Origin of the sequence: Sphingobium sp. Cam5-1 (assembly GCF_015693305.1) — a bacterium.
Taxonomy (GTDB): Bacteria; Pseudomonadota; Alphaproteobacteria; order Sphingomonadales; family Sphingomonadaceae; genus Sphingobium.
Genome location: NZ_CP065139.1, coordinates 777,944 through 801,961, shown reverse-complemented (window position 1 = coordinate 801,961; position 24,018 = coordinate 777,944). Strand labels below are relative to the sequence as shown.

23 protein-coding genes are annotated in these 24,018 nt (G+C 61.5%); 10 read left to right on the top strand and 13 right to left on the bottom strand.

Going from position 1 to position 24,018, the window contains the following annotated elements; genetic code table 11:
• Nucleotides 1-127: 127 nt before the first annotated feature.
• The 4 genes from IZV00_RS17650 to IZV00_RS17640 are packed head-to-tail and all read left to right on the top strand — an operon-like array spanning nucleotide 128 to nucleotide 4,815.
• Complete coding sequence (locus IZV00_RS17650) at nucleotides 128-1,717, top strand: MBL fold metallo-hydrolase (protein ID WP_268934788.1); 1,590 nt, start codon at nucleotides 128-130, stop codon at nucleotides 1,715-1,717.
• 14 nt (nucleotides 1,718-1,731) lie between these two features.
• Nucleotides 1,732-2,610, top strand: coding sequence for an NAD(P)H-dependent oxidoreductase (locus IZV00_RS21260; protein ID WP_230463407.1), 879 nt, complete (start codon nucleotides 1,732-1,734; stop codon nucleotides 2,608-2,610).
• Nucleotides 2,504-3,934 (top strand): thymidine phosphorylase family protein, encoded by a 1,431-nt coding sequence (locus IZV00_RS17645; protein ID WP_230463480.1) that lies wholly within the window; start codon nucleotides 2,504-2,506, stop codon nucleotides 3,932-3,934. Before IZV00_RS21260 ends, IZV00_RS17645 begins: the two co-directional genes overlap by 107 nt.
• Nucleotides 3,931-4,815, top strand: coding sequence for a ribose-phosphate diphosphokinase (locus tag IZV00_RS17640; protein ID WP_196226916.1), 885 nt, complete (start codon nucleotides 3,931-3,933; stop codon nucleotides 4,813-4,815). Before IZV00_RS17645 ends, IZV00_RS17640 begins: the two co-directional genes overlap by 4 nt.
• Nucleotides 4,816-4,880: 65 nt before the next feature.
• Here IZV00_RS17640 and IZV00_RS17635 read toward each other — a convergent pair whose 3' ends face one another.
• Nucleotides 4,881-5,300 (bottom strand): CBS domain-containing protein, encoded by a 420-nt coding sequence (locus IZV00_RS17635; RefSeq protein WP_196226915.1) that lies wholly within the window; start codon nucleotides 5,298-5,300, stop codon nucleotides 4,881-4,883.
• A 29-nt stretch (nucleotides 5,301-5,329) separates the two neighbouring features.
• Complete coding sequence (locus IZV00_RS17630; RefSeq protein ID WP_196226914.1) at nucleotides 5,330-6,298, bottom strand: 1-phosphofructokinase family hexose kinase; 969 nt, start codon at nucleotides 6,296-6,298, stop codon at nucleotides 5,330-5,332.
• Nucleotides 6,299-6,414: 116 nt separating this feature from the next.
• On the opposite strand from IZV00_RS17630, the gene IZV00_RS17625 reads away from it, so the two are divergent.
• Together IZV00_RS17625 and IZV00_RS17620 are read left to right on the top strand one after the other, a co-directional pair.
• The gene (locus IZV00_RS17625; protein WP_196226913.1) at nucleotides 6,415-6,747 is read left to right on the top strand and encodes a hypothetical protein; all 333 of its coding nucleotides are present in this window, start codon (nucleotides 6,415-6,417) and stop codon (nucleotides 6,745-6,747) included.
• A gap of 38 nt (nucleotides 6,748-6,785) precedes the next feature.
• Nucleotides 6,786-6,938 (top strand): hypothetical protein, encoded by a 153-nt coding sequence (locus IZV00_RS17620; RefSeq protein ID WP_196226912.1) that lies wholly within the window; start codon nucleotides 6,786-6,788, stop codon nucleotides 6,936-6,938.
• A 20-nt stretch (nucleotides 6,939-6,958) separates the two neighbouring features.
• On the opposite strand, the gene IZV00_RS17615 is transcribed toward IZV00_RS17620, so the two are convergent.
• The 10 genes from IZV00_RS17615 to IZV00_RS21565 all read right to left on the bottom strand — a co-directional run bounded on the left by IZV00_RS17615 (nucleotide 6,959) and on the right by IZV00_RS21565 (nucleotide 15,373).
• The gene (locus IZV00_RS17615) at nucleotides 6,959-7,636 is read right to left on the bottom strand and encodes a phosphoribosyltransferase (protein WP_196226911.1); all 678 of its coding nucleotides are present in this window, start codon (nucleotides 7,634-7,636) and stop codon (nucleotides 6,959-6,961) included.
• Nucleotides 7,633-8,289, bottom strand: a complete 657-nt coding sequence (locus tag IZV00_RS17610) for a dienelactone hydrolase family protein (protein WP_196226910.1) — start codon at nucleotides 8,287-8,289, stop codon at nucleotides 7,633-7,635. The genes IZV00_RS17615 and IZV00_RS17610 overlap by 4 nt, the downstream gene beginning before the upstream one ends.
• A 2-nt stretch (nucleotides 8,290-8,291) precedes the next feature.
• On the bottom strand, nucleotides 8,292-9,635 hold the full coding sequence (locus tag IZV00_RS17605) for an erythromycin esterase family protein (RefSeq protein ID WP_196226909.1): 1,344 nt from the start codon (nucleotides 9,633-9,635) through the stop codon (nucleotides 8,292-8,294).
• Between the two features lie 31 nt (nucleotides 9,636-9,666).
• A complete protein-coding gene (locus IZV00_RS17600; protein WP_196226908.1) occupies nucleotides 9,667-10,089 on the bottom strand; it encodes a CBS domain-containing protein in 423 nt (140 codons plus the stop codon).
• A 135-nt stretch (nucleotides 10,090-10,224) separates the two neighbouring features.
• Entirely contained in the window at nucleotides 10,225-10,500 is a 276-nt protein-coding gene (locus tag IZV00_RS17595) for a response regulator transcription factor (protein ID WP_196226907.1), read from the bottom strand.
• 2 nt (nucleotides 10,501-10,502) lie between these two features.
• Nucleotides 10,503-10,892, bottom strand: coding sequence for a response regulator (locus IZV00_RS17590; protein WP_196226906.1), 390 nt, complete (start codon nucleotides 10,890-10,892; stop codon nucleotides 10,503-10,505).
• A 70-nt stretch (nucleotides 10,893-10,962) separates the two neighbouring features.
• Nucleotides 10,963-11,601: a response regulator transcription factor gene (locus tag IZV00_RS17585; protein ID WP_196226905.1), complete on the bottom strand. Its 639-nt coding sequence runs from the start codon at nucleotides 11,599-11,601 to the stop codon at nucleotides 10,963-10,965.
• Entirely contained in the window at nucleotides 11,570-13,453 is a 1,884-nt protein-coding gene (locus tag IZV00_RS17580; protein ID WP_230463406.1) for a PAS domain S-box protein, read from the bottom strand. Before IZV00_RS17580 ends, IZV00_RS17585 begins: the two co-directional genes overlap by 32 nt.
• A gap of 542 nt (nucleotides 13,454-13,995) precedes the next feature.
• On the bottom strand, nucleotides 13,996-14,649 hold the full coding sequence (locus IZV00_RS17575) for a BON domain-containing protein (RefSeq protein WP_196226904.1): 654 nt from the start codon (nucleotides 14,647-14,649) through the stop codon (nucleotides 13,996-13,998).
• A complete protein-coding gene (locus IZV00_RS21565; protein ID WP_443020086.1) occupies nucleotides 14,621-15,373 on the bottom strand; it encodes an ATP-binding protein in 753 nt (250 codons plus the stop codon). Before IZV00_RS21565 ends, IZV00_RS17575 begins: the two co-directional genes overlap by 29 nt.
• Nucleotides 15,374-15,573: 200 nt before the next feature.
• On the opposite strand from IZV00_RS21565, the gene IZV00_RS17565 reads away from it, so the two are divergent.
• Nucleotides 15,574-18,255: a bifunctional acetate--CoA ligase family protein/GNAT family N-acetyltransferase gene (locus tag IZV00_RS17565; protein WP_196226902.1), complete on the top strand. Its 2,682-nt coding sequence runs from the start codon at nucleotides 15,574-15,576 to the stop codon at nucleotides 18,253-18,255.
• Between the two features lie 14 nt (nucleotides 18,256-18,269).
• On the opposite strand, the gene IZV00_RS17560 is transcribed toward IZV00_RS17565, so the two are convergent.
• Complete coding sequence (locus IZV00_RS17560) at nucleotides 18,270-19,250, bottom strand: lysylphosphatidylglycerol synthase transmembrane domain-containing protein (RefSeq protein ID WP_196226901.1); 981 nt, start codon at nucleotides 19,248-19,250, stop codon at nucleotides 18,270-18,272.
• A 189-nt stretch (nucleotides 19,251-19,439) separates the two neighbouring features.
• Here IZV00_RS17560 and mgtA point away from each other — a divergent pair, with 189 nt between their 5' ends.
• The 3 genes from mgtA (at nucleotide 19,440) to IZV00_RS17545 (ending at nucleotide 23,982) form a co-directional block, all read left to right on the top strand.
• Nucleotides 19,440-22,046, top strand: a complete 2,607-nt coding sequence (mgtA, locus tag IZV00_RS17555) for a magnesium-translocating P-type ATPase (RefSeq protein WP_230463405.1) — start codon at nucleotides 19,440-19,442, stop codon at nucleotides 22,044-22,046.
• Between the two features lie 11 nt (nucleotides 22,047-22,057).
• Nucleotides 22,058-23,047, top strand: coding sequence for a zinc-dependent alcohol dehydrogenase family protein (locus IZV00_RS17550; protein ID WP_196226900.1), 990 nt, complete (start codon nucleotides 22,058-22,060; stop codon nucleotides 23,045-23,047).
• Between the two features lie 440 nt (nucleotides 23,048-23,487).
• Nucleotides 23,488-23,982 (top strand): Hsp20/alpha crystallin family protein, encoded by a 495-nt coding sequence (locus IZV00_RS17545; RefSeq protein ID WP_196226899.1) that lies wholly within the window; start codon nucleotides 23,488-23,490, stop codon nucleotides 23,980-23,982.
• Nucleotides 23,983-24,018: the final 36 nt, after the last annotated feature.

The window sequence follows — 24,018 nt, the reverse complement described above, 5'->3', positions numbered from 1 at the left end:
AGGAACATTGGGAATGATACGGATGACAGGCATGGGGACCGCCTCATCCGTATAACTACGGACTGCCTCTCTCCTTCTTTGGCCTATTGAGTTATGATCGGGAAAAAGATGAGTGGGAGAAGTTCGCGTGAGCTCAGCGTTGACTCTGACATTCCACGGCGCGGCAGGCACGGTCACGGGCTCTTGCATGGAATTGCGGCTGGGCGATCGAGCCATCCTTGTCGACTGCGGGCTGTTCCAGGGATCACGCACGCTTGAAACCTTGAACCACGGCGCCTTCAGCTTCGACCCCGCCAAGATCGACGCCGTCGTGCTGACCCATGCCCATATCGATCATTGCGGTCTTTTGCCCAAAATGGCAGCGCAGGGTTACAAGGGGTCAATATGGTGCACGCCCGCGACGTCTGACCTGCTGGAATATATGCTGGCGGATGCTGGCAGGATTCAGGAAAGCGAGGCGGACCGCCGTAACCGACGCCGCGACCGCGCGGGCGAGAACCTGTTTGTGCCCCTCTACACCGAAGAAGATGCGCTGGACGCCTGGCGGCTCAGTCGTCCAGTGTCGCTGAGCGACTGGTTCGATCCGGCGCCCGGATTTCGCGCCCGCTTCTGGAATGCGGGGCACATATTGGGCGCGGCGTCCGTGGAAATCGAGGCAGCGGGCGTGCGCCTGCTGATGTCGGGAGACCTCGGGCCGATCAACAAAGCCTTCCATCCCGACCCGCAAGCGCCGACCGGCGTCGATCATGTCGTCTGCGAAGCGACCTATGGCGATCGCGCGCGGGAAAAATTCACGATCGAGCAGCGCCGCAGTCAACTTGAGGCCGAGATCAAGGATGCCTTGAGCCGCGGCGGCAACCTCGTGATCCCCAGCTTTGCGCTCGAGCGGACGCAGGAAATGCTCCTCGACCTTGCCAAGCTGGCCGATGCGAACCGGATTCCCAACGTCCCGATCTTCGTGGACTCGCCGCTCGCGAGCCGGGCGACCAAGGTGTTCGCAGCTCATGCCTCGGAGCTGGAGGACACGGGCGGCGAAGATATTTTCCGTCACCCCTCGATCCATTATGTCGAGGATGTCGCGGAATCCGTTCGGCTCAACACCATGTCGGGCGCGATCATCATGGCGGCATCGGGCATGTGCGAGGCAGGCCGCATCCGCCATCATCTGAAGCATAATCTCTTCCGGCGGGAATCGACGGTCCTGTTCGTGGGTTTCCAGGCGAAGGGCACGCTTGGCCGGGTCCTGCTCGACGGCGCGCAGCGTGTGCGTATTTCCGGCGAGGACGTTAACGTACGCGCGCGCATCCGGCGGATCGACAGCTATTCCGCCCATGCCGACCGCGACGAACTGCACAGCTGGATCAGCGCGCGCCGACCGATAACCGGCAGCCTTTTCCTGGATCATGGCGAACCCGAAGCGGTGGCAGCGTTGCGGACCCTAGTTCAGGCAGACGATCCCGCCACAAATATCATCGCGCCGCAGATCGGCGAGGTCTACGCGCTTGAGCCGGGAACGCAGGCGAAGCGCATCCAGACAGGCCGCGTGGACATGGAACAGCTGAGCGGGCCGGATTGGCAGAATGATTATGCCGACTTTATCACCCATCTCAAACAGCATCTCGGCCGCATCAGGAACGAGCGGGCACGCCGCCAGGCCCTCGCTCAAATGCGGCGCATACTTGATGAATATGAGGAGGCGAGACATCGCCATAAGTGAAGATGGAGGTTCCGATGCCCCGTGCTGCGCCTTCTGATATCCGGCATGCAGTGGTGCTCGCGCACCCCGATCCCCACAGCTTCAACGCCGCCATCGCCCATGCCTATTGCCAGGCTGTGGAGGCTGCGGGGCAACAGTCTATCCTGCGCGACCTGTACGCCATGAATTTTGACCCGGTGCTGAAGAATGGCGAGCGGCCTGATCGCAAGGGCTACCACCTGTCTCCCGATGTCACGGCGGAACTGGACATATTGCGCGGCGCCAATGTGGTCGTCTTCGTCTTTCCGATCTGGTTCGGTATGCCGCCAGCCATGCTTGTCGGCTATATCGATCGCGTTCTGGGCGCGGGAACGACTGTGCGTCAGGTTCAGGACAAGTCAGGTGAAGGACTGCTCGGCAAAGGTCATCTCTGCGCTATCACGACCTCTGGGGCTTCAGAGGACTGGCTTGACGCCCAGGGTCAGACAGAGGCGCTTCGCGCGCTTTCGGGCACCTACCTCTTTCGCGCCTTTGCGATGCAATCATCCGAGGCGCTGCATATTGGGGACGTGATAGAGAGCGCGGATGCCGCCTTTTTCGAGGGCCAACTCCAGCGGGTCCGCGACCGCGCCGCCAGCATCTGTGCGCGCGTGGCCGAGGAACTTTTTGGAACGCCCCTGCCCCGCGCACGAGCGACGGAAGCTGAAAATTCCCGATGGGCGAACGGCAACGACATGAGGTGGGCAGGCCATGCTGACGATCAAGCGTCTGGCGATCGACACTTATCCGGAAAACACCGCCTTTCTCCTGCGCCAAAGCAACGGCTATTCTGCGGAGCAATTTCAGGCGCTGCGCAAGATACGGGTCAGCGGGGACAGTGCCGAAATCCTCGCGACGCTGGCGCTCGTCGATGAGTCGGCCCTGCTGGACCCGGGAGAAATTGGCCTGGGCGAGCAGGCGTTCAGGCGGCTCGGCCTGCCCGAAGGTTCGCCCGTGGCGATCGCACAGGCAATGCCCCCGGCCAGCCTGGAATTTGTCCGTCGCAAGATCGACGGCGACACCCTGCAGGATGACGAGATTTCAGCCATCATCCGGGACATCGCCGCGCATCGCTACTCGCCTATGGAAATCGGCGCTTTTCTGGTCGCCTGCGCCAGCTTCATGAGCACGCAGGAAACGCTGGCGGTCACCCGCGCAATGGCCGATGTCGGCAACCGTTTCGACTGGAAAGCCCCGCTCGTGGTGGACAAGCACTGCATCGGCGGCATTCCGGGCAACCGCACATCGATGATCGTCGTACCGATCGTGGCGGCCCACGGCCTCATCATGCCCAAAACCTCGTCACGCGCGATCACCTCCCCATCCGGCACGGCCGACACGATGGAAGTGCTCGCCAATGTCGATATATGCGAGGCGGACATGCGGGCTATCGTCGCCCGGGAAAAGGCGGTGCTGGCGTGGGGCGGCCGGGTGAACCTGTCGCCAGCGGACGATGTGCTGATCTCTGTGGAGCGGCCCTTGCGGATCGACACGTTCGACCAGATGGTCGCGTCCATCCTGTCCAAGAAACTGGCGGCGGGTTCCACGCATCTGGTGCTCGACATACCCGTCGGCCCAACCGCGAAGGTCCGTACACAGGATGATGCAGTCCGGCTGCGCAAGCTGTTCGAACATGTCGCCGACAAGATCGGTCTCGTGATCGATATCGTGACCACGGACGGATCGCAGCCTGTCGGGCGCGGCGTCGGCCCGGTGCTTGAGGCACGCGATGTCATGGCTGTGCTGCGCAACGACGGCGATGCTCCACAGGACCTTCGCGAACATGCCCTGTTTCTGGCCGGACGAGTGCTCGATTTCGATCCCGCGCTGCGAGGTGGCAGAGGCTATGCACGGGCGATGGAACTGCTCGCCTCGGGCGAAGCACTTGCGGCGATGGAACGGCTGATCGCTGCGCAGGGGCGGCAGGCGGCCAAATATGCGCCGGGCGAGCATGTTCACGAGATTCAGGCCCCCCATGACGGACGAGTGCAGGCGATTGATTGCCATCGCATCGCACGCATCGCCCGGCTTGCCGGTGCGCCGATGGACAAGGGCGCGGGCATCGATCTGCTGCACAAGGTGGGCAGCGATGTCCGCAAAGGGCAAGCGCTTTACCGTATCCATGCCCAGTCGCGAACCGGCCTTGGCTTCGCGCGCGATCTGGCGATGGAAGATTCAGGATATGAGGTCGCTCGATGAGCGCGGTGCTTTTCGCGTTCGATGATGGTATAGCACCGGCCCGCAGGCTGGGGTCACTGTTGGACGCGCCGACGATCGCCGTCGAGGTCCACCGATTTCCCGACCGGGAATGCCTGATCCGTGTACCGACACCCGCCCAAACCGCCATTTTCTATCGCTCCCTCAACGATCCCGACCACAAGATCATCGAACTTTTGCTGGCGGCCTCAGCGGCGCGCGATCAGGGCGCGGAACGCGTCATCCTGGTCGCGCCCTACCTTGCCTATATGCGGCAGGACAAAGCCTTCCGCGCCGGAGAAGCCGTCAGCCAGAAAGTCATCGGCGGCCTGATAGCCGACCATTTCGACGGGCTGGTGACGGTCGACCCTCATCTCCATCGCATAGCCGCCCTGAGCGAGGTCATTCCCGGCATTCCTGCGATCAGCCTATCTGCCGCGCCGCTTCTCGCTACCCTGATCGACGCGCGGGATGATCCCGTCATCATCGGGCCGGACAGTGAATCCCGTCAGTGGACCGAAGCTATCGCAGCACCGCTGGGCCTCAGCACGCTGGTGGCGACCAAGCAAAGGCTGGGCGACAGGCAGGTCAGGCTTGCCATCCCCGATATCGAAAAGGTTCGTGGCCGCCGTGCCCTATTGGTGGACGACATGATTGCCAGCGGGCGGACGTTGATCGAGGCGGCGCGGCTTCTGCACGACACAGGCGCGACATCGGTTGAAGCGATCGTGACACATTGCCTGGCGAGCGCCGATGATCTTGCGATCATGAAGGCAGAGGGCATCGCACCCATCTTCAGCAGCGACAGTATTGATGGACCTACGAACAAGGCCCATCTCGCGCCCCTGATCGGCGCCGCGTTGCGCGACAACGGGCTGGTCTAAGTCTTCTGTTTCCCGCATTTTCCGAGCCAGCAGACGGCATCATCTGCCTCGAAAATGCTGTAAGATCATCTATCCGCCAGGAATCGCAGAATGTCGGCGCGGCTGATCAATCCGACCAGCTTGCCGTGCGACATGACGGGGAGCCGTTTCACCCCATGCTGCGCCATGATGCCCACTGTCTCTTCCAACGACGCGTCTCCATCCACGCTGACCGGCGGCACGGACATGATGTCCGAAACTGTTTTGGAACTGAGCAGATGTGCGCGTTCCGCGCTTTCGGCTTTGACCAGAGCATCGAGCCGGAACAACCCGCGATCCGGCCTGAAGAAATCACCTTCCGAGACAATGCCCTGCAAGCGGCCTTCCCGATCAAGCACGGGAAGCGCACTGATGCGGTGATCGCTCATGCATCGGATTGCTTCAGCCAGAGAAGCGTCCGCTGTGGTGCTGGCCGTTCCTAGCGTCATGATGTCGCTGGCTTTCATGACCATCATCCTTCTTCCTTTTGGTCAGGTTACGCTTGGGCGTCGGCCCGGCATGTTTCCTGTGATGGCGCAATGGACGGCACGAGGGCTAACAAGCGCTCGACATCCTCGCGATGGCACAGGTCGGTTCCGGGCGTCAGGACCGCCGCTCCACCTGCGGCAATTCCGTAACGGAATGCCTCGACTGCATCACGCTCACAGCCGAGCGCGAAAACCATTGCCGCCAGGAAACTGTCGCCAGCTCCCACCGCGCTCCTGGTTTCCACAGGGACGGCAGGCAATCGCCAGGTTCCTGAGCGGCTAGCCAGTATCGCGCCGTCCCGGCCCATCGTCACGGCAACATATTCCGCCTTGCCGCCATCCACGATTTCCTGCGCCGCGGCGCAGATTTCGCTTTCCTCCATCAATGCTCGACCAACCAGTTGCCGCAACTCACCGATGCTGGGTTTGACAAGATAGAGGCCCCCGCCGCTGACAGCCTCTTGCAGCGCCTTGCCTGAAGTATCGAGGATGAGGCGCATGCCGTGGCGCTGCGCCAGCTGACGCACCTGGCTGTAGAAATCGTCCGGCACGCCGGGAGGCAGCGATCCGCTGGCGACAAGAAATTCCGCCTGTGGACCATCAAGATGATGCAGGGCAGTTTGCCATTCCTCGGCCGTCAGCTCTGGCCCCTGTGGCACGACACGATATTCCTTACCCGTCTCCCGCTCATAGATGGATGTGCTGATGCGAGTGTCGCCTGCAATGGGGATACGGAACCGGACCAGCCCATGCTGATCCAGCAACCCGTCGAGCGTAGGCCCGGTTGCTCCACCGGACAGATAATAAGCGCGCGCCGTGCCGCCCAGCCGCGCGATCACCCGGGCCACATTGATGCCGCCGCCGCCCGGATCATAATGTTCCTGGCGCGCCCGCATCTTGCGGGTGTGAAAGACCCGATCCGCCTCATAGGCGACATCGATGGCCGGATTCATCGTGAGCGTGACGATCCTCTTCATGCCCGGAAGGCTATCTCCCGCTCTCCCCGGCTGTAATAAGTATATGTCCCGATGGGCGAGGCATCCGGGACGTGGGAAATAGGCTTCTCCATCTTGTCAGTTGAAGGAACATCGCAATGCGAACACTTCCGCTATTGGCCGCTGTGCTGATCATCAGCGGGTGTAAACCGGCGAACGAGACGGAAGCGCCCGCGCCCCAGGCGAATGGTTCGACGATGAACTATGTCGAGGAGATCGCGGCCTTACCCAAAGAGGCCCGGGATGCGGCGTTTTTCCGTGCCATCCGGGATGCTGGCCTGCCTTGCCAGCAAGTGATCGACAGCGGCCCGATGCCCGGAACCACCGCGCCGTCCGCCGCCTGGAGGGCGCAATGCGAGGATAAGGCTTATCACCTTATCCAAATCCAGCCCGACGGATCGGCCGTGGTCGCCAGCCGGACCAACCCTTGAGGCCGGATCATACGCTCCAGGCCCGCCGGAGAGTGACCATGACGCAACGGGACAGGCCCGCGAGACGTTTATGGCTGATATTGGCCATGGTCGCAGCCGCGTTGATCCTTACCCTGCTGGCCGCTCAATTGATCAGCGGAGAATGGCTATGGATCATCCTGAACGGGCTATTGCAGCACGAACTGGGCTGAATTTGCCTTAGAGGTCACAATCACGCTGATTGGGTATTCCGTTGGCGACGCGCATCAGCCAGCAGCTTGACCACTTCGGCATCGCTCGTCTGATCGAATACCACATAATGCGCACCGACCGCATAGAAGGGATGGGGTTCGTAAAGGCAGATGATGTCGTCGCATTCCTCCCGCAGACCTGCGATCACCGCCGCAGGCGCTACCGGAACCGCCAGAATGAGCCGCGCGGGATGCGCCTTGCTCATGCCCTTCAGCGCCGCCTTGATCGTGCCTCCGGTTGCTATGCCGTCATCCACCACGATGACGGTACGGCCCGCTACCGGAATGGGTTCATTATTCCCCAGATAGACGCGCCGACGCCGATCGATTTCAGCCAGCTGCTTGCGCATCTCGGTACGGATATAGTCCGGCGTGGGGGCCAGCTGCCGGACGATTTCCTCATTGAGGACAAGTTGCGGTTCTGCCCCATCGACCACCGCGCCGATGCCCAGTTCCTCGTAGCCCGGCGCGCCGAGCTTGCGCACGAAGAGAAGATCCAGGTCGGCATCAAGCGCTCTTGCCACCTCGAAGGCGACCGGCACGCCTCCTCGCGGCAAGGCAAGGACCAACGGATGGCTCGGCGCAAAACGTGCCAGCGCCTTGGCCAAATGGACGCCTGCATCACGACGATCATGAAACAGCATGGATTGAGGCTTCATCGCGTCTCCCCCTTCAGGTGAGAGTTGAACCAACGTCTGGCCAGGCTGATGACCTGATCGAGCGTTCCGGGCTCCTCGAACAAATGGCTCGCTCCGGGCACGATGACCAGTTCCGCGGGCGCCGTCATGAGCGCCTTTGCGGCATGATTGAGGTTCAGCACATCACGGTCCAGACTGCCGACGATGAGGAGCGTCGCGGCACGAACCCGGCCCAGAGCCTCAGCCCCCGCGAGGTCCGGCCTGCCGCCGCGAGACACAACCGCAACCGCCCTGTCATCCGGCATCGAAGCAGCAATGATCGCGGCCGCTGCGCCTGTGCTCGCGCCGAAATAGCCCAGCGGCAGCTTGGCGAGCAGCGTCATGCCGTCGGCCCAGTCAGCAGCCTCCCTCAACCGGCGCGCAAGCAATTGCACGTCGAAGACATTGCGTCGGTCCAGCTCTTCCTGCGGCGTCAGCAGGTCGATCAGCAAAGTCGCGAGCTGGGAGCGATGCAAACCAGCGGCGACATATTGGTTGCGCGGGCTGTGTCGCCCGCTGCCGCTGCCATGAGCGAATATCACCAACCCCGTCGCGCCATCCGGCATGTCGAGGAAGGCCCGCAGCCCATGCCTGCCGATTGTCACATCCTGCCGGTTCACCGTTATCTGCGTCATGGTCATAATCCGAAAGGCCAGGTTTCCGGCGCGCCCAAGGGGCGTTCCGGTCCCAATGGCGTTACCGCCGAGGTCTGTTCGAACCAGACCCAGGCATCGAATTGCTCCGCCAGCACAGCCTCGAAATAATGGCTGAGCCGCTCCGTTTCGGGCCGATACACGACGCCGATCGCGCGCTCCAAAAGCGCATGGCCGAGCAACTCCCGCAACGCTTCCTTGCCCGGTCCCCGCCAGTCAGTCAGGCTGCGGACGACGCCCGTGCGACGGAACGCATGTTCATAACTGTCCGGGCGCGCGGGGCGGACGGATTTGATCTCCATCGCTCCGCCCCAGTCGCTGGCCGCCGCGACAAGTCCGGTGTCCGTCCCAAAGCCAATCGACACGGCATCGTCACCATAGGCGAGGCGGCAAAGCTGGCCGATGTTGAATTCACCCTGCCAACCCATCGCCGTTGCGGCTGCATTGCCGACATGGCTGTTATGCGCCCAGATGACCGCCTTGGTTCCGCTGCCACGATGCGCCATCAGCGCCTGGAGCGTTTCGAACATGTGCCGGTCGCGCAGGTTCCAGCTTTCGGCCGAACTGCGGTACATGGCGCGATAATAGCGTTCCGCGGCGCGAACTATGCGGGCGTTCTGATAGGCATCGAACCATGCCTCGCCATCCTGTTTGAGCAGGTCCAGCCGCTGGTCAAGAAGCTGGCGAAGCTGCGCCACCACGCCATCTTCACATCCTTTGCCACCCGAAAGAGTGACTGCCCGTCCATAATGCGCGGGTTCATCCTGCCACGGCGTCAGGCATCCATAGCGGCGGCGCGCGTCCTCCGCCTCGGCCGGATCGGCCTTGTCGAGATAGGCAAGCACGGCATGGATGGATTCGCTGAGGCTGTAGACATCCAGGCCGTGGAATGATGCCTGGCGCGCTTCCGCTACGCCCTGATTATGTCCCCGCAGCCAATCGGCGAAGGCCAGCACTTCCTGGTTGCGCCACATCCATGTCGGGAAGCGTATGAATACATCGCCCCGCCTGGGACGTGGCGCCTGGTGCCGCACATAATCGTCAATGCGCGCGGCATCGGGCCAGTCCGCTTCTACCGCCACGACCGTGAAGCCGTGCCGCTCTATCAGTCGGCGGGTGATCGCGGCGCGTGCCCGGTAGAATTCGGAACTTCCATGTGTCGCCTCGCCCAAAAGGACGACCCTGGCATCACCAAACCGGTCGAAACAGGCACCGAAGTCGTCCACCTTGTCAGGCGAGGGCAATGGTTCAGCATGGTGCCTGAGAGCCTGGACAAGCTCATCGGGCGCTTGAGTGGTCGAGCGATCGAACATCGTTGCCTGGGTCATCTTATTCCTCACATGGTCAGGATGTCATTCCTCAGGCGTGATGGCTGCTCACCGCCCCCATGACTTCAATCGCAAGATCGCGGTGGCCACAGTGCGAGACGTCGCCCAGCGACAGGATGCCGACCATGTTCGATCGATCATCCACAACCGGCAGACGGCGGACCTGTCGGCTTTCCATCACCCTGATCGCATCCTCGATACTGTCGTTGGCATGACAAAAAACGACCGGCTTCGACATGATGTCTGCGGCTGTCATCGCTTTCGCCTGTCCGTTCCCGGCAAAGCCGCGCAAGGCGAGGTCCCGATCCGTCACGATCCCCAACGGCGTGTCGCCATCGCTCACCGGGATTGCGCCTATATCCTTTTCCCTCATGATCCGGGCCAGTTCGGCGAGGCCGGTGTCCGGCGCCACCCGATCGACTCCGGAATGCATGACTTCCGACACATAGGTCATGATTTTCTCCAATCCATGACGCCATCAAAAGGACTCAGGCACAATGATCGCGAAATCGGTGGCAATAGGTATTGGGGAATATACGAAGTATCAGGCGGGCCGGGCATGATAGCGGACGGCTGCCTTTGAGAACCGCTATGGGGTCGGGGCGCTGTCGATGCCTGGGCGTGGCACGCCCTTGAGAAGATAAAGCGCAACAAGCTGGGCCACCGATTGCACTTCCAGCTTGCGCATCAACCTCGCGCGATGGACCTCGACGGTTCTGTGGCTGATGCCTAGTAATTCGCCGGTCTGCCGATTGGTAAGGCCATTGGCCACCGCCACAAGCACTTCACGCTCACGCGGCGTCAAAAGGTCCAGGGCGACAGCGGAAGAGCGTCGCTGTGGCTGCTTCTTGCCTATGCCCATCATGGTCACACCTGCGGATCCACATCCCGCGTCGTCGCATCGATAACCGCATTGACGAGCGCGGACTCCTTGCAAGGCTTGTCGAGCACCGCATCAAAGCCGTGTGCGATCGCCTTCTGCATCAATTCGGTCGAGCCGAAGGCGGTCACCATTATGGCCCGCCCCTTCCATCCCGCCGAGCGGAGCGCAGCCAGTACCTGAAGGCCGTCATGCCCCGCCATCAGGTAATCGGTCACCAGACAAGCCGGATTATTCGCCTTCACCTCGGCGATCAGCAATTCCGGTATCGCGAAGGAGCGGACGTTAAACCCCCGTCCCTGCAACAGGAGCTGCATCGACCTCCTCGATCCCGCGTCGTCGTCCAATATGACTATGGGGATTGGCAGGTCGGCCATTGTCTTCGCGCCTTGCGCCGCAGGATTCAACAACATGCGCGATTGGTGGCACGGCGGCGTCGCTACGTCTTTAAGTATTGATCCCAGTCAGGTCCTTCTGCCCCATCCTCGCGGCAAAGGCGATCCGCAGCGCATCTGACAGACTGTGAACATGCAGTTTTGTCATGAGGTTCGCCCGATGCACCTCCACCGTCCGCGAAGATATGCCAAGATCATAGGCGATGGTCTTGTTGGGAAGGCCCTGAGCAAGTCCTTCCAGCACTTCCCGCTCCCGCGCCGTCAGGGCGCCGATGATTACGTCGGCACTGGCGGCCTGTGCCGCTGCCCCCTGCGCAGAGCGGACGCGGCCGAAAGCGCGCTCGATCGCGTCGATCAATAGGGTCTTTTCAAACGGCTTTTCCAGAAAATCGACCGCACCCGCCTTCATCGCCTGCACGGCCACCGATACCTCGCCGTGACCGGTCATGATGATGACAGGCATCGTGATCCCGCGCTCCGCCATGGTCCGCTGTACCTCCAGACCGTCAATCTGGGGCATGCGGACATCCAGCAGGACACAGCCCGCCTCCAGCGATCGCAAATCCTTCAAAAATGCGGCCCCGGAACGCCAAGCCTCGACCGCATAGCCCGAGGTCTTGAGCATGTAGCCCACCGATCGCCGGATGGAATCATCGTCATCAACGATGTGAATGAGCTTCCTGTCGGTCATATGCCTCCTCCACCTGCGCTCGAATGAGGGTGAAATGAAAATCGGTGCCCTGCCCCTTGTGCGTATCCATCCATATCTTGCCGCCGTTCACTTCCACGATCGTGCGACATATGGACAGACCCAGGCCCATCCCTTCGGGTTTGGTGCTGACAAATGCGGTGAACAGCTGCTTGGCGACGCCTGGCGCCATGCCGCAACCGGTGTCCGATACGGTGACCTGGATGTTACCGTCCTTTTCGGCACGGCTTGAAATGGTGAGCCTTTTAATCGGGCTATCGACCATCGCTTCGCACGCGTTCCGAATAAGATTGATAAGGACCTGCTGGATCTGAACCTTATCGACCAGCACGGGTGACGCACCGGGATCGAGATCGAAATGCACCTCAATCCCCATCTCCCGCGATCCCGCGAGTCCCAGCAGGGAGGCTTCATCCACAAGGTCAGAGAGGCTTTCGATGGTTTTTTCCACTTCGCCTCGCGAAACAAATTCCCGAAGCCGACGCACAATCTGCCCTGCCCTCAGAGCTTCGCTGGCGGCCTCCCCCAGCGCTTCCCGCATCATGGGCCATTCGCTTTTGTCGGGGCTCGTCATCTGATCGCGAACCGCCTCGACATAATTTGTGACCGCCGCGATCGGTTGATTAAGCTCATGCGCCAGCGTTGAGGCCATGGTGCCCATCGCACTGACCCGCGTGACGTGGATGAGTTCGGCCTGCAAGGTCGCCATCTGCTGCTCAATCATACGCCGTTCGGTAAGATCGCGGACGAAGCCGGTGAATATCCGCTCATTTCCCCGCACCGCTTCCCCGATGTACAGTTCCATCGGAAAGAGCGATCCATCGGCCCGCTGGCCAAAGACCACCCGCCCCTTGCCAATGATCCGCTTTTCACCGGTTTCCAGATAACGGTGGATATAGCTGTCATGGCGCTCACGATCCGGCGACGGCATGAGCATCCGCACATTCCTGCCCAACACCTCAGATTCCGTAAAACCGAAAAGCGCCTCTGCCGCGGCGCTGAACGAAAGCATCTTGCCGCTTTCATCAATGACCACCATGGCATCGGGGACGGTAGACAAGATGGCGGTTAATTGGCTTTCATGGGCACGCAGCCGGTCTTCGGCGGAACGCTTTTCGGTGATATCGGAAATGATCTTCGCAAAGCCTCGCAGTTCCCCGCCTTCACCGTAAAGAGCGGTCCAGCTGACGGCCGCAAGGAATTCCGACCCATCCTTGCGGAGCCGCCAATCCTCTTCCTCGAATCTTCCTTCCTGGCGTGCGCGATCGATGTCGGCTTGGGGCTTGCCGACGGCAACGGCTTCGCTGGGATAGAATAGGGCGCTAGGCCGGCCCAGTATCTCTTCTTCGGTCCATCCCTTGAGCCGCTCGGCCCCGCGGTTCCAGATCGTGACCTGCCCCATCGGATCGAGCATGTAGATGGCCAGGCCTTGAGCACCGTCGATCAACAGGTTCAGCTCCATGGCCATCTGTTCGCTCGCCTTCGCCGCCAGTTCAGCCCGCTCCAAACGCAGGTTGGCCTTAACAACGAAACGGATCATGAGGATGATGATGGCGGCTGTGGCGCCAAACATGACCCCTTCGAATATGTCGCGGCCTTGGACGGCGGGCCTGCCCATGAAAAGGAAGTTCGCGGCAATGCCGAGCAATGTGGCAAGGATTGCTGGCCCTTCACCCACCCACAGGGCGATGGCCATAACGGCGACGATAAATGGCATGTAGGCCGACCTGTCGCCCAGCCACGGGTCCAGTAACACGCGCACCGCCGATGCGACTGCAACAGCGAGGACAGTCGCCGCATAGCCAGCCAAGGGCGCGGTTATCCGTTTGAACACTGCCTCACCTGTCGAAGAAATTCACTTCGCTTATGCGACGCTATCTCTTCCAGGCTCATCAAGAAATACGAACTAATGAATGCCGATTTAAAATTATGAAAATCAACATGATTATTTTTCAGTTCTAAGCTTTTGCTCCAATAAGATTCGTACTGACGGCTGCGTTTCTCATCGACTCACTACCGCGCACGCCAGATCAGCATTGCTCAACTTAGGTGGTCGCGTACTCCATAATGTGCGTTCGGCGAAGGCACGGACATGTGGACCAGGGCATCCGACTCATATCATGAGAGGTATGCCCGCCTGCAGATTGCAGTCGCCTGTCATCCCGGCAGTTTGGCGACGATCATGGCAACGATTGCTATCATGAGTCCGAAGAAAAGCGCCGTGAGGAAGATGGCGTCAACCGATTGCCGCACGCGATCCACGAAAGACATGATGTTCTCCATCAACTCGGCCGACAGCCAAAAAGCATGATCAAATGGACAAGCCCCCGATGAACGTTACCGATAGTGCCATTGGGTTCACCGGGGGCTATCCGATCAGTAGCTGACCAGGATATTATCCTCGACCTTGGTCACGCCAGGAGCAGCCCAGGCCGCCCGCTCGGCGACGCCACGTTCATGCCAGGCCTTCACCCGGCCACCCAGGCGAACCGTATTGCCGTCTGTAAAAATGGTGACACCTGCGGCATCCAGATCCGCCTGGCGCTTGAATGCAGCAATGATCCGTTCACGGATGTCCGAAGTAACGGGCAGCTTCTTTACCTCGATCAGGTTGCTGACCCCTGTTACTCCCGAAATTCTTGCGGTCGCCTTCCTCGCCTCGTCGCTTTGATAATGGAAGTCCACCGTGCCGGAAAGCGTGACCCAGCCTTTCTCCACCTTCACATTGATTTTCTCGTGAGGGATGGCGACGTTCCAGGAAAACATGTCGAGGATACGCTTGGCGATTTCATGGTCGGCCGTGTGCGGCTCGGACTTGAATCGGACCTGGATTTCCTCTGCGATGGCCTTGACGCCGCTGACGCGCCTCGTCGCCTTTTCAGCAGCAATCTTTTCAACATAGTTGGTCACATAGCCCGACAGGGTCACGACCCCATCATTGACCGCCACGCCGATGTCTGCATGATCGACGCTGGGATCCCATTCAAGTTCGTCCATGACGTCACGCTGCAACTGTCCGTCGGTTTTCATCACAACTCTCCTTATCCTGGGGGAATGCGCGCCATTCTCGGGCGCGTGATTTGCTGACGGCGCGAAACGCCACCGGCAAAAGCATGGCGACTACCGTACCGACTCCTGCCTCGGCACTGCCGCGGATCAACAATCTGCCATCCATGTCGCGGATGGCTCGCCGAATTCGGTTTAGTCCCATTCCGCGGCCCGGTTGCCTGGCACCGGCCTCTGGCATGCCGCCATTCATCAGGAGGCCCGGGCCATCGTCGGCGACCACCAGCCAAATCCAATCGCCGATCCTGCGGCATCGAAGCACTATTCGGTGTGCGCCAGCAGACCGTGCGTTCGCGACAAGCTCCAGCACCACCGCTTCAAGGTCGGCGGGGTCGGCGCTCACAAGAGCGGCTGGTACGGCTACCTGCGTGTCGATCTCCAAACAGGCGGAAGGGCGAACGACGGCTTGGAGAAGGGGAGCGGCATCGGCCAGTTGGGCACCGACATCCAACAGGCGAGGCTCCTCCCGAACCTTCTTCGAGAGCAACCGGGACGTCAGTTCACCACCCCGCACGGCGGCGGCGGCCAGGGCGCGCAGCAGCTTGTCTCGTTCCGATCCGGGAAGCTTCTTGATCAGCAGATGCTGGATGGAGGTGATCACGGCGAACAGGTTGCGAAGATCATGAACAATCTCTCGCGCAGGATCCTGGCTCGATAGGCCAGCCTTTAAGTCGCTCGAGTCCCGCATCATCGCCTCCACGCTGTTCGAGACGATCTTAGGAAATGCGTGCTGCCTCCCTATTCGCAACTTCCCGTAAGTAGCCTTGCTTCAAATCTAGGGCAGGCGATTGGCCTGCGGCATTTACGAATGTCGGCCAGAGCAGCGCAGCCCCTAGGATCACTCAGGCAAGCGCCAGCGGCGCATTTGAGTGAAAGGCTGTACGAGCCATGACGATCCGCAACCTGTCGCCCCTTCTTCATGCCAAAAGCATAGTTCTGGTCGGAGCATCGCAGCGCAAGGGAGCTGTCGGCACCCTGGTGCTCGACAATCTGCTTGCCGACGGATTTGAGGGCAAAGTCTATGTCGTCAATCCGCATCCGGTCGCCCGACCAGGCGCGACATGGTTCGCGACCATCGACAGCCTCCCGGAGACGCCTGAACTAGCGATCGTCATGACACCGGCATCGACGGTAGCTCCGATCATCGATCAACTGGGGAGGCTCGGCACGCGCTGCGCCGTGATTCTTTCAGCCGGGCTGACCGATGCTGGCGGCCTTCGCGGCGAGGTGCTGGACGCAGCGAAGCGGCATGACCTGCGGATCGTCGGCCCCAATTGTCTTGGCATCATGTCTCCCCATGCCAGAATCAACGCCACCTTCGCACGCACCCGGGCAAAGCCCGGCCATCTGGGCCTCATATCTCAAAGCGGCGCGCTGATTACCGCCGTGCTCGATTGGGCGCAGACCCGCAGCGTCGGGTTTTCCGCCATCATCTCGGCCGGCGACATGGCCGACGCTGACCTTGGCGACCTCATAGACCTGCTTGCAACCGACCCGCACACCCATGCCATTCTTCTCTACGTCGAGGGCGTAACCCAGGCGGCCGAATTCATGGTGGCGGCACGGGCGGCGGCGCTCACCAAGCCCATCATCGCGATCAAGGCTGGAAAGAGCGAGCTCGCAGCCCGGGCAACGCTGTCCCACACCGGCGCCATGATCGGTGCCTATGATGTCTATGAGGCGGCCTTCGCCAGAGCGGGTATCCTGTTGGTCGACAGCCTCACCGAGCTTTTCGACGCCGCTGAAATCCTCTGCACTTGCAAGCCCATCGCTGACAACCGGCTGGCGATCCTCACCAATGGCGGGGGCGCCGGTATATTGGCGGTCGATGCGCTTGCACGAACTGGCGCTCAACTCGCCGAGCTGACCCCGGAAACGCAGGCAATATTTGAGAAGGACATGCCCGCCGATTGGTCGCGCAGCAATCCCGTTGATGTGCTGGGCGATGCCGACGCGACCAGATACAGCGTCGCGTTGCGAGCCATCTTGCGGGACGAGGCAAGCGATGCAGTGCTGGTCATGAACTGCCCCACGGCACGCAGCGAAGCAGGCGAGACGGCGCTGGCGATATGCCGGGAAGTCGCCGCCGCAGCACAGGAGCGCATATGCAAGCCCGTCCTAGCCTGCTGGCTGGGCGACGCAAACGCCAATGCCGTAAGGTCCATATTCACAGCAGCAGGCATCCCCGTCTTTTCCACGCCAGATGACGCCGTGCGCGCCTTTGGCTATCTGGCGCAGGCGCGCCGCATTCGCAGAAGCCTGACCGATGCACCCGCGCAAACGCGCGAGGTCAAGGCCGACCGCGCCGCTGCCCGCGCCATTATCGCCAGCGCACAGGCGGACAAATGCACGCTGCTGTCCGAGCTAAAGGTGAAGAAGCTGCTGGAAGCCTATGGTGTCCCCATCGCGCCAACCCGCTTTGCCGCGTCCGCGCAAGCAGTGGAGGAAGCCTGCTGCTGGCTGAGCGCGCCCTATGCCGTCAAGATCGTCTCTCGCGATCTACCGCACAAATCGGATGTGGGCGGCGTGGCGCTCAACCTGCCCGATGCTCATGCGGCAGTTGCGGCTGCACAAGACATGGAACGACGAATCCAGCGCGATTTCCCGGACGCGCGCATCCAGGGCTTTGCCGTGGAAGACATGATTCAGGCCGAGGGCGGCACCGAGATGATAGTCGGCATCGCGACCGATCCGACATTCGGCCCGATCATCATGACGGGCGCGGGCGGCACCGCCACGGAGCTGCTGCACGACAAGGCTATCGACCTTCTTCCCCTCGACCATGCGGGCGCACGTGCCCTGATCGCGCGAACACGCATCTCGGCCATGCTTGCGGGATACCGCAACGTGCCGCCCGCCGATGTGGAGAGCCTCGCCGATGTGCTGGACGCCGTGTCGGCGATGGCGGTCGATCTGCCCGACCTGCTTGAACTCGACATCAATCCCCTGTTGGTAAGCGCGGCGGGCGTCATCGCGCTGGATGCCCGAGCGCGTATCACCGTCGAGCCAGCGTCTCAATCGCGCCTCGTGCTGCGCGCGCCGCCGGAAGGCTGGGCTTCCGACCTTGTGACGGAGCATGGCGTCCGTTTTCATGTACGGCCGGTACGGGCGGACGACGAGGCGGCTGTAACAAGCTTCTTCGATCATGTTTCAGCGGAAGACCTGCGCTTCCGCTTCATGTCGGGCCTCAGCAAGGTGCGGCATGAGCAGATCACCATGATGACACGGGTGGACTATGTCCGGACGATCAGCTTCCTGGCCTTCGGTGAAGAGGGTGGAGAGGTCATGGCGATCGCCATGCTGGCGACGGACCCCGACCGCAGCCGGGCGGAAATCGCGCTCACCACGCGGACGGACAGTAAAGGCAAGGGGATAAGCTGGACATTGTTCGAACATGTGCTGCGTTATGCAAAGTCGGAAGGCATCGACATGGTTGAATCGGTCGAGTGCGCCGATCATGCCGCGGCGCTGCGCATGGAGCGTGAGCTGGGTTTCGTCACGATCGTCGATCCGGACGATCCAACCATTCGCATCGCCAGAAAAGGCCTGGCGGGGGCCGATCCGACCTGAAGACCGCAGCATCGCTATCGAAATTGCCTGCTCCGTGCTGACCGTTTTTTCGCGACGCCACGGATCATCACAATGCCGGGCATGAGCGGCAGCCAGAGCGTGAACAACCGCAGCAGCATGGTCGCGGCAAAGGCTGCCTCCAACTCCACGCCGAGCAGGTGCAACATCGCGACCGATGTTGCTTCGAAGCTGCCCAGGCCCAGCGGAATTGGTCCCAGCGTTGCGATGACCGACGCCATGATCAGGGCAATGAAAGCCGTCCCGAACGCCGCCTGCTGATTGAGGCTGTGCAGGCACGCAAACAGTGTCCCGGCATCGGCCAGGAAGATCATCGCGTTGCACGCCGTGACGGTCAGGGTGAGCCGCGTGTCTCGCAAAAGCGCGGCTGGCGCCTGCGCGACGGTTTCGAGCAACCGGCGCACGAAGTCGATATGTTCGATCCGGTCCGGCAATGGCCTGCTCCCCCGACGGCGAAGCCACAAGGCGAGCGAGGGGATAGCGAGGGCAACAAGGAGAAAGATCGTGACGACCCCCGCCATCAGCGGGGTGGCGCGGTCGTGAAGCCAGAGCAGGATCAGGGTCACGAGCGCGAAGAAGGCATAGGCCGCATAGAAGCCGATCATGGACAAAAGTAGAGCGGCCACCGCCGTTCCCTTCGGCACGCCAAGCGCCCGCAGCTGGTCCACCAGCAGGATGTTTCCGCCCATGCCGGCACTGGGCAGGACCTGATCGGCGAACAGCTTGGTCAGGGCGATTTGCATCAGGGGCCGCAAAGGCTGGGGCGTCCGCGCACGGCGCAACACTGCCGCCCATCCGCCTGCCACACTTGCATAGGTTGTCAGTTGAAGCACAAGCGCGAGGCCGATCCAGCCCGGCTCGGCTTCACGCAGCAGGGCCGCGAACCGCCTCACCTCTCCCCAGTGAGCGACGGCGGCGATAAGGCCCGCAGCGATGAGGATCGCGAGAAACCAGCTTCGCCATCGAACAGACGCCATACCCTCCTCCTGTCCCGACGACACCCCCGCGCGCTCCTGACTGCGAACAGCGTGGCTCGAAAGACCCGTCGACTTTACGCGCGCCTTCGGCCAGGCGAACCTCGGACAGCTACGTAGCTTAACGGATTAGAGCCGGGATCAGCATGGGTCATGTCATCCTGCTCGATCCGTTGGTTTTTTGGAGCTGCGATGGCTTTTTCCATTCCCTTGCCGTTCCGACAAGCGGCTCATCAAAAGCCGGGCAGCGATCCTTCTTCCGCCGCCATCAATCCTGACAGCGCAATGAATCAGGTCGCCGCCGAATATTGGCGGATGCCCGTTGACCAAAGCCTTGTCGCGCTATTTGCAAAAGAAGGCGGCCTCTCCTCTCAGGAAGCCGCCCGCAGATTGGCGGTGGCTGGCCCCAACATCCTGTTCGAGAGATCCCGGCGCCACATCATCACGGATCTGGCGCGAAGGCTTGGCAATCCGCTGGTGCTGATGCTGCTCGCCGCCGCTGCCGTCGCGGTCGTGATGGGCGACATGGCGAGCTTCCTGCTGATCCTCGCCATGGTCCTGCTGTCCACGATCCTCGACACGGTGCAGGAACGACGCGCCGAAGCTACCGCCGCAGCGCTCAGGGAAGCGATCGCTCTCACCGCGCGAACGCTGCGCGATGGGGCTGCTGTCACTCTGCCCGTGCGCAATCTGGTGCCGGGGGACGTTGTCATGCTCGCGGCGGGAGATCTGATACCCGCCGATGGACTCGTGCTGTCGGCCAACTCGGCTCAGGTCAATCAGGCCGCGCTGACCGGAGAGCCCTTCCCGGTCGAAAAGTCGCCGGTTGTGGAACCCGACGCTTCCATGGCCGTGGCAAGAAACCTGCTGCTGCACGGCAGTTCGATGATCGGGGGCAGCGCACAGATGCTGGTCGTCCAGACGGGCGATCGAACCCATTTCGGCGGAATCGCTCGATCGCTCGGCGATGAACAGCCACCGACCGCCTTTGAGCGAGGAATCCACAGGCTGGGGCTGCTGATCGTGCGGATGACGATCTTCCTCGTCCTGTTCGTCATCCTGGCTCATCTGGCGCTCGGCCGACCGCCGGTGGAGTCCTTCCTGTTCGCGATGGCGCTGGCGGTCGGTCTTACGCCCGAACTGCTGCCGATGATCATGACAATCGGTCTGGCGCGCGGAGCGCAGCGCATGGCTGCGGCGAAGGTGGTGGTGAAGCGGCTTTCGGCCATCCACGACCTGGGTGAGATGGACATATTATGTACCGACAAGACGGGTACGCTCACCGAGGCGCGGATCATGATGACGGGCCATCCGGGAATAGACGGCGCCGACAGTGAACGCGTGTTCGAACTTGCTGCGGTCAATGCCCGGTTCGAAAGCGGCTTGCGCAGCCCGCTGGACGACGCACTACTTGCGCACACGGGACATCATCCGCTCACCGGGTGGCGCAAGCTCGACGAGCGTCCATTCGATTTCGAACGGCGGCGGGTTTCGGTGCTGGCGCAATGGGAGAGCGAGAGGGTCGAGATCGTCAAGGGCGCGCCGGAAACGATCCTTGCCCTTTGCGATAGGGCCGAAGCGGCAGATGGCAGGATCGTGCCGCTGGACCCCGCATTGAAGGGGCGGCTCATGGCCCTGCACGATGATAATGCCAGCCATGGCCTTCGTCTGCTGGGCATCGCCTGGAAAGCGGCGGCGGGCCGTGAACGCATCGAAACGGACGATGACGACCATCTGATATTTGTCGGCTTCTGCCTTTTCCTTGATCCGCCCAAAGGTTCGGCTGCCGCCGCGATCGGACGACTGGAGGCGGCGGGCGTCGCTACCAAGGTCATCTCAGGCGACTCCGCCGCTGCCGTGCAGCACCTTATGGCCGCGCTTGGACGGCCGGTCTCTGGCCTCCTCACCGGCGATCAGATCGCCGCGCTCGATGACGAAGCGCTGGCGGTGCGTGTCGTGGAGACGGACCTTTTCGCCCGCATCGCCCCCGACCAGAAATTGAGGATCGTGCATGCGCTTCAAGCGCGCGGACATATTGTCGGATTCCTCGGCGACGGCATCAACGACGCGCCCGCGATCAGGGCAGCGGACGTCGGCCTTTCGGTGGATGGCGCCACCGACGTGGCGCGCGAGGCCGCCGACATGATCCTGCTGGCGCCCGATCTGTCCGTTCTCACGGACGGCGTGGCGGAAGGACGCCGTACCTATGCCAATATCCTCAAATATATCCGCATGGGCACCAGCTCCAATTTCGGCAACATGCTGACAATGGCGCTCGCGTCCCTGTTCCTACCCTTCCTGCCGCTGACGCCGGTGCAGGTGCTGCTCAACAACATGCTCTATGATCTCTCCCAGACGGGCATCCCGTTCGACAGTGCGGAGAAAAGCGATCTTGCGGCGCCCCGTGGCTGGAACATGCGGGCCATCGTCCGCTTCACACTGATCATGGGGCCTTTGTCGTCGCTGTTCGACATCGCGACCTTTGCCGCGCTGATCGCGCTTTTCCATGTCGATGTGCCAACATTTCGCACCGCATGGTTCATCGAGTCCATGGCAACCCAGATATTGGTGGTTTTTGTCATTCGCACAGCGGTGCCGCTATGGCGGCAACGGCCCCATCGCCTGCTGATAACGACCGCCGGGCTTTGCCTGTGCGCGGCGATCGCGATACCCTTTCTACCGATCGCTCCAGCATTGGGCTTCGTCGCGCCAAGCCTTCCCGTCGTCGCCATCACGACCATATTGGTTTCCGCTTACCTGCTGTCCGCCGAAGCGCTCAAGCGCGTGGCGATGCGTTAGGAGGCCGTGCAATGAGCGCAATGATTGCCATGCAGATCATAACCGTCCGGACGCCCCTGATCCGGATCGAACGTCCCGTGCCTCAACCGGGTCCCGGCGAATTGCTGATCGAAGTGGCTGCCTGCGGGGTGTGCCGAACCGATCTGCATGTACTCGATGGCGAAATCCCCGCACGTTATCCGATCATACCGGGCCACGAAATCGTGGGTCTCGTCGCAGCGATCGGGGCCGGCGTGGAAGGTTTTGCGATAAGCCAGCGGGTGGGTGTCCCGTGGCTGGGACATACATGCGGTCAATGTCCCTACTGCCAGGCAGGAAAGGAAAATCTTTGCGACGCACCGCTCTTCACCGGAGCCACGCGAGACGGCGGCTATGCCAGCCATGTGATTGCGGACGCCCATTATTGCTTCGACCTGCCCGATCGTTTTTCCGACGTGGGAGCGGCGCCGCTCCTTTGCGCCGGCCTGATCGGCTGGAGAGCGCTGCGGCTGGCTGGCCCTGCGCCGGTCATCGGTCTGTATGGATTTGGCGCTGCGGCGCATATTCTCGCACAGGTCGCCCGGCATCAGGGACGCACCGTCTATGCCTTCACCAGGGATGGCGATGAGGATGGGCAGGCGTTCGCGCGTTCGCTGGGCTGCGAGTGGGCAGGCGGTTCTTCCAACGATCCGCCAGCGCCACTTGATGCGGCGCTGATCTTCGCACCCGCAGGAGAGTTGGTGCCGCGTGCCCTGAAAACGGTCAGGAAAGGCGGCCGCGTCATCTGTGCCGGTATCCACATGAGCGACATTCCTTCATTCCCCTATGCCGACTTGTGGGAAGAAAGGCAGATATGCTCGGTCGCCAATCTGACGCGAGAAGACGGCACTTCCTTTTTCGAACTGGCAGGTGACATCCCCCTTCACACCGTCACGGAAACCTTCCGGCTCGAAGATGCAAATGACGCGCTGCAACAGTTGCGAACAGGCAAGATCAAGGGCGCCGCAGTGCTCGTGCCCTGACCCATGAGTTCGTGACTCTACTTATGGCGCCACTTCGCGTGCAGGGCGACACTCCCACCCGGAGTCTTGTTACGGAGGACTGTTCATGCGCCGCTTTTTCATCGCCGGTGCCGGTTTCTTGAACCTTATGTTCATTGCCGGTGTATCGGCACAGACTGCACAGTCGCACGCCAGGCACCACCCGGCCGAAGCAGCGGTAAACGCTCCGTCTACGGTAGCGGAGCCCCAGCATGATTGCCCCATGATGAAGGATGAAGGCGGACACAGGATGCACTCCGATGGCATGCACCCGCCATCGGGGACCATGGGATCAGCTCCGCAGATGCCCGACGGCATGAAACATTGCAGCGAGATGCACAGCCCGGGGGCTTCCGAAAAGTCGCAACAGCCCAAACAATGACAGGGCGAACCGCCACGCACAAAAAGGAAGGAGAAGGACAATGACTGACTTTCGTTCACTGATTCCCTTTGGACGCACCGGCATGTTTCGTAGCGGATTTGATCCGCTCGCCGATCTGCGCAAGGAAATGGATCGCCTGACCGATGACCTTGGCCGCGGCTGGCTCGCCAGCGACACTGGTGACCGCAAGGGATTTCTTCTGCCCAAGGTGGACGTTGCCGAGACGGACGGCGGACTTGAATTGACCGCCGAACTGCCGGGTTTTGACCAGAAGGATGTGTCCCTGGATGTTCATGACGGGATACTCACCATCAAGGCCGAGCATAAGGAAGATCGCGAAGAGAAGGACGAAAAGAAGCATTATCATCTGATCGAGCGCAGCCGGGGAAGCTTTTTGCGGCGGGTCGCCCTGCCCTTCGAGGCGGATGCCGATAAAGCCAGTGCGCACCTGGAGAAAGGGCTTCTGAAGGTCATCGTTCCGCGTCTCGCGACCGAGGCAAGCAAGCCACACCAGATCCCGATCGGATCGAAGTAGAACGGGACCGCCGAACCGATACGGGCACGCAATGAT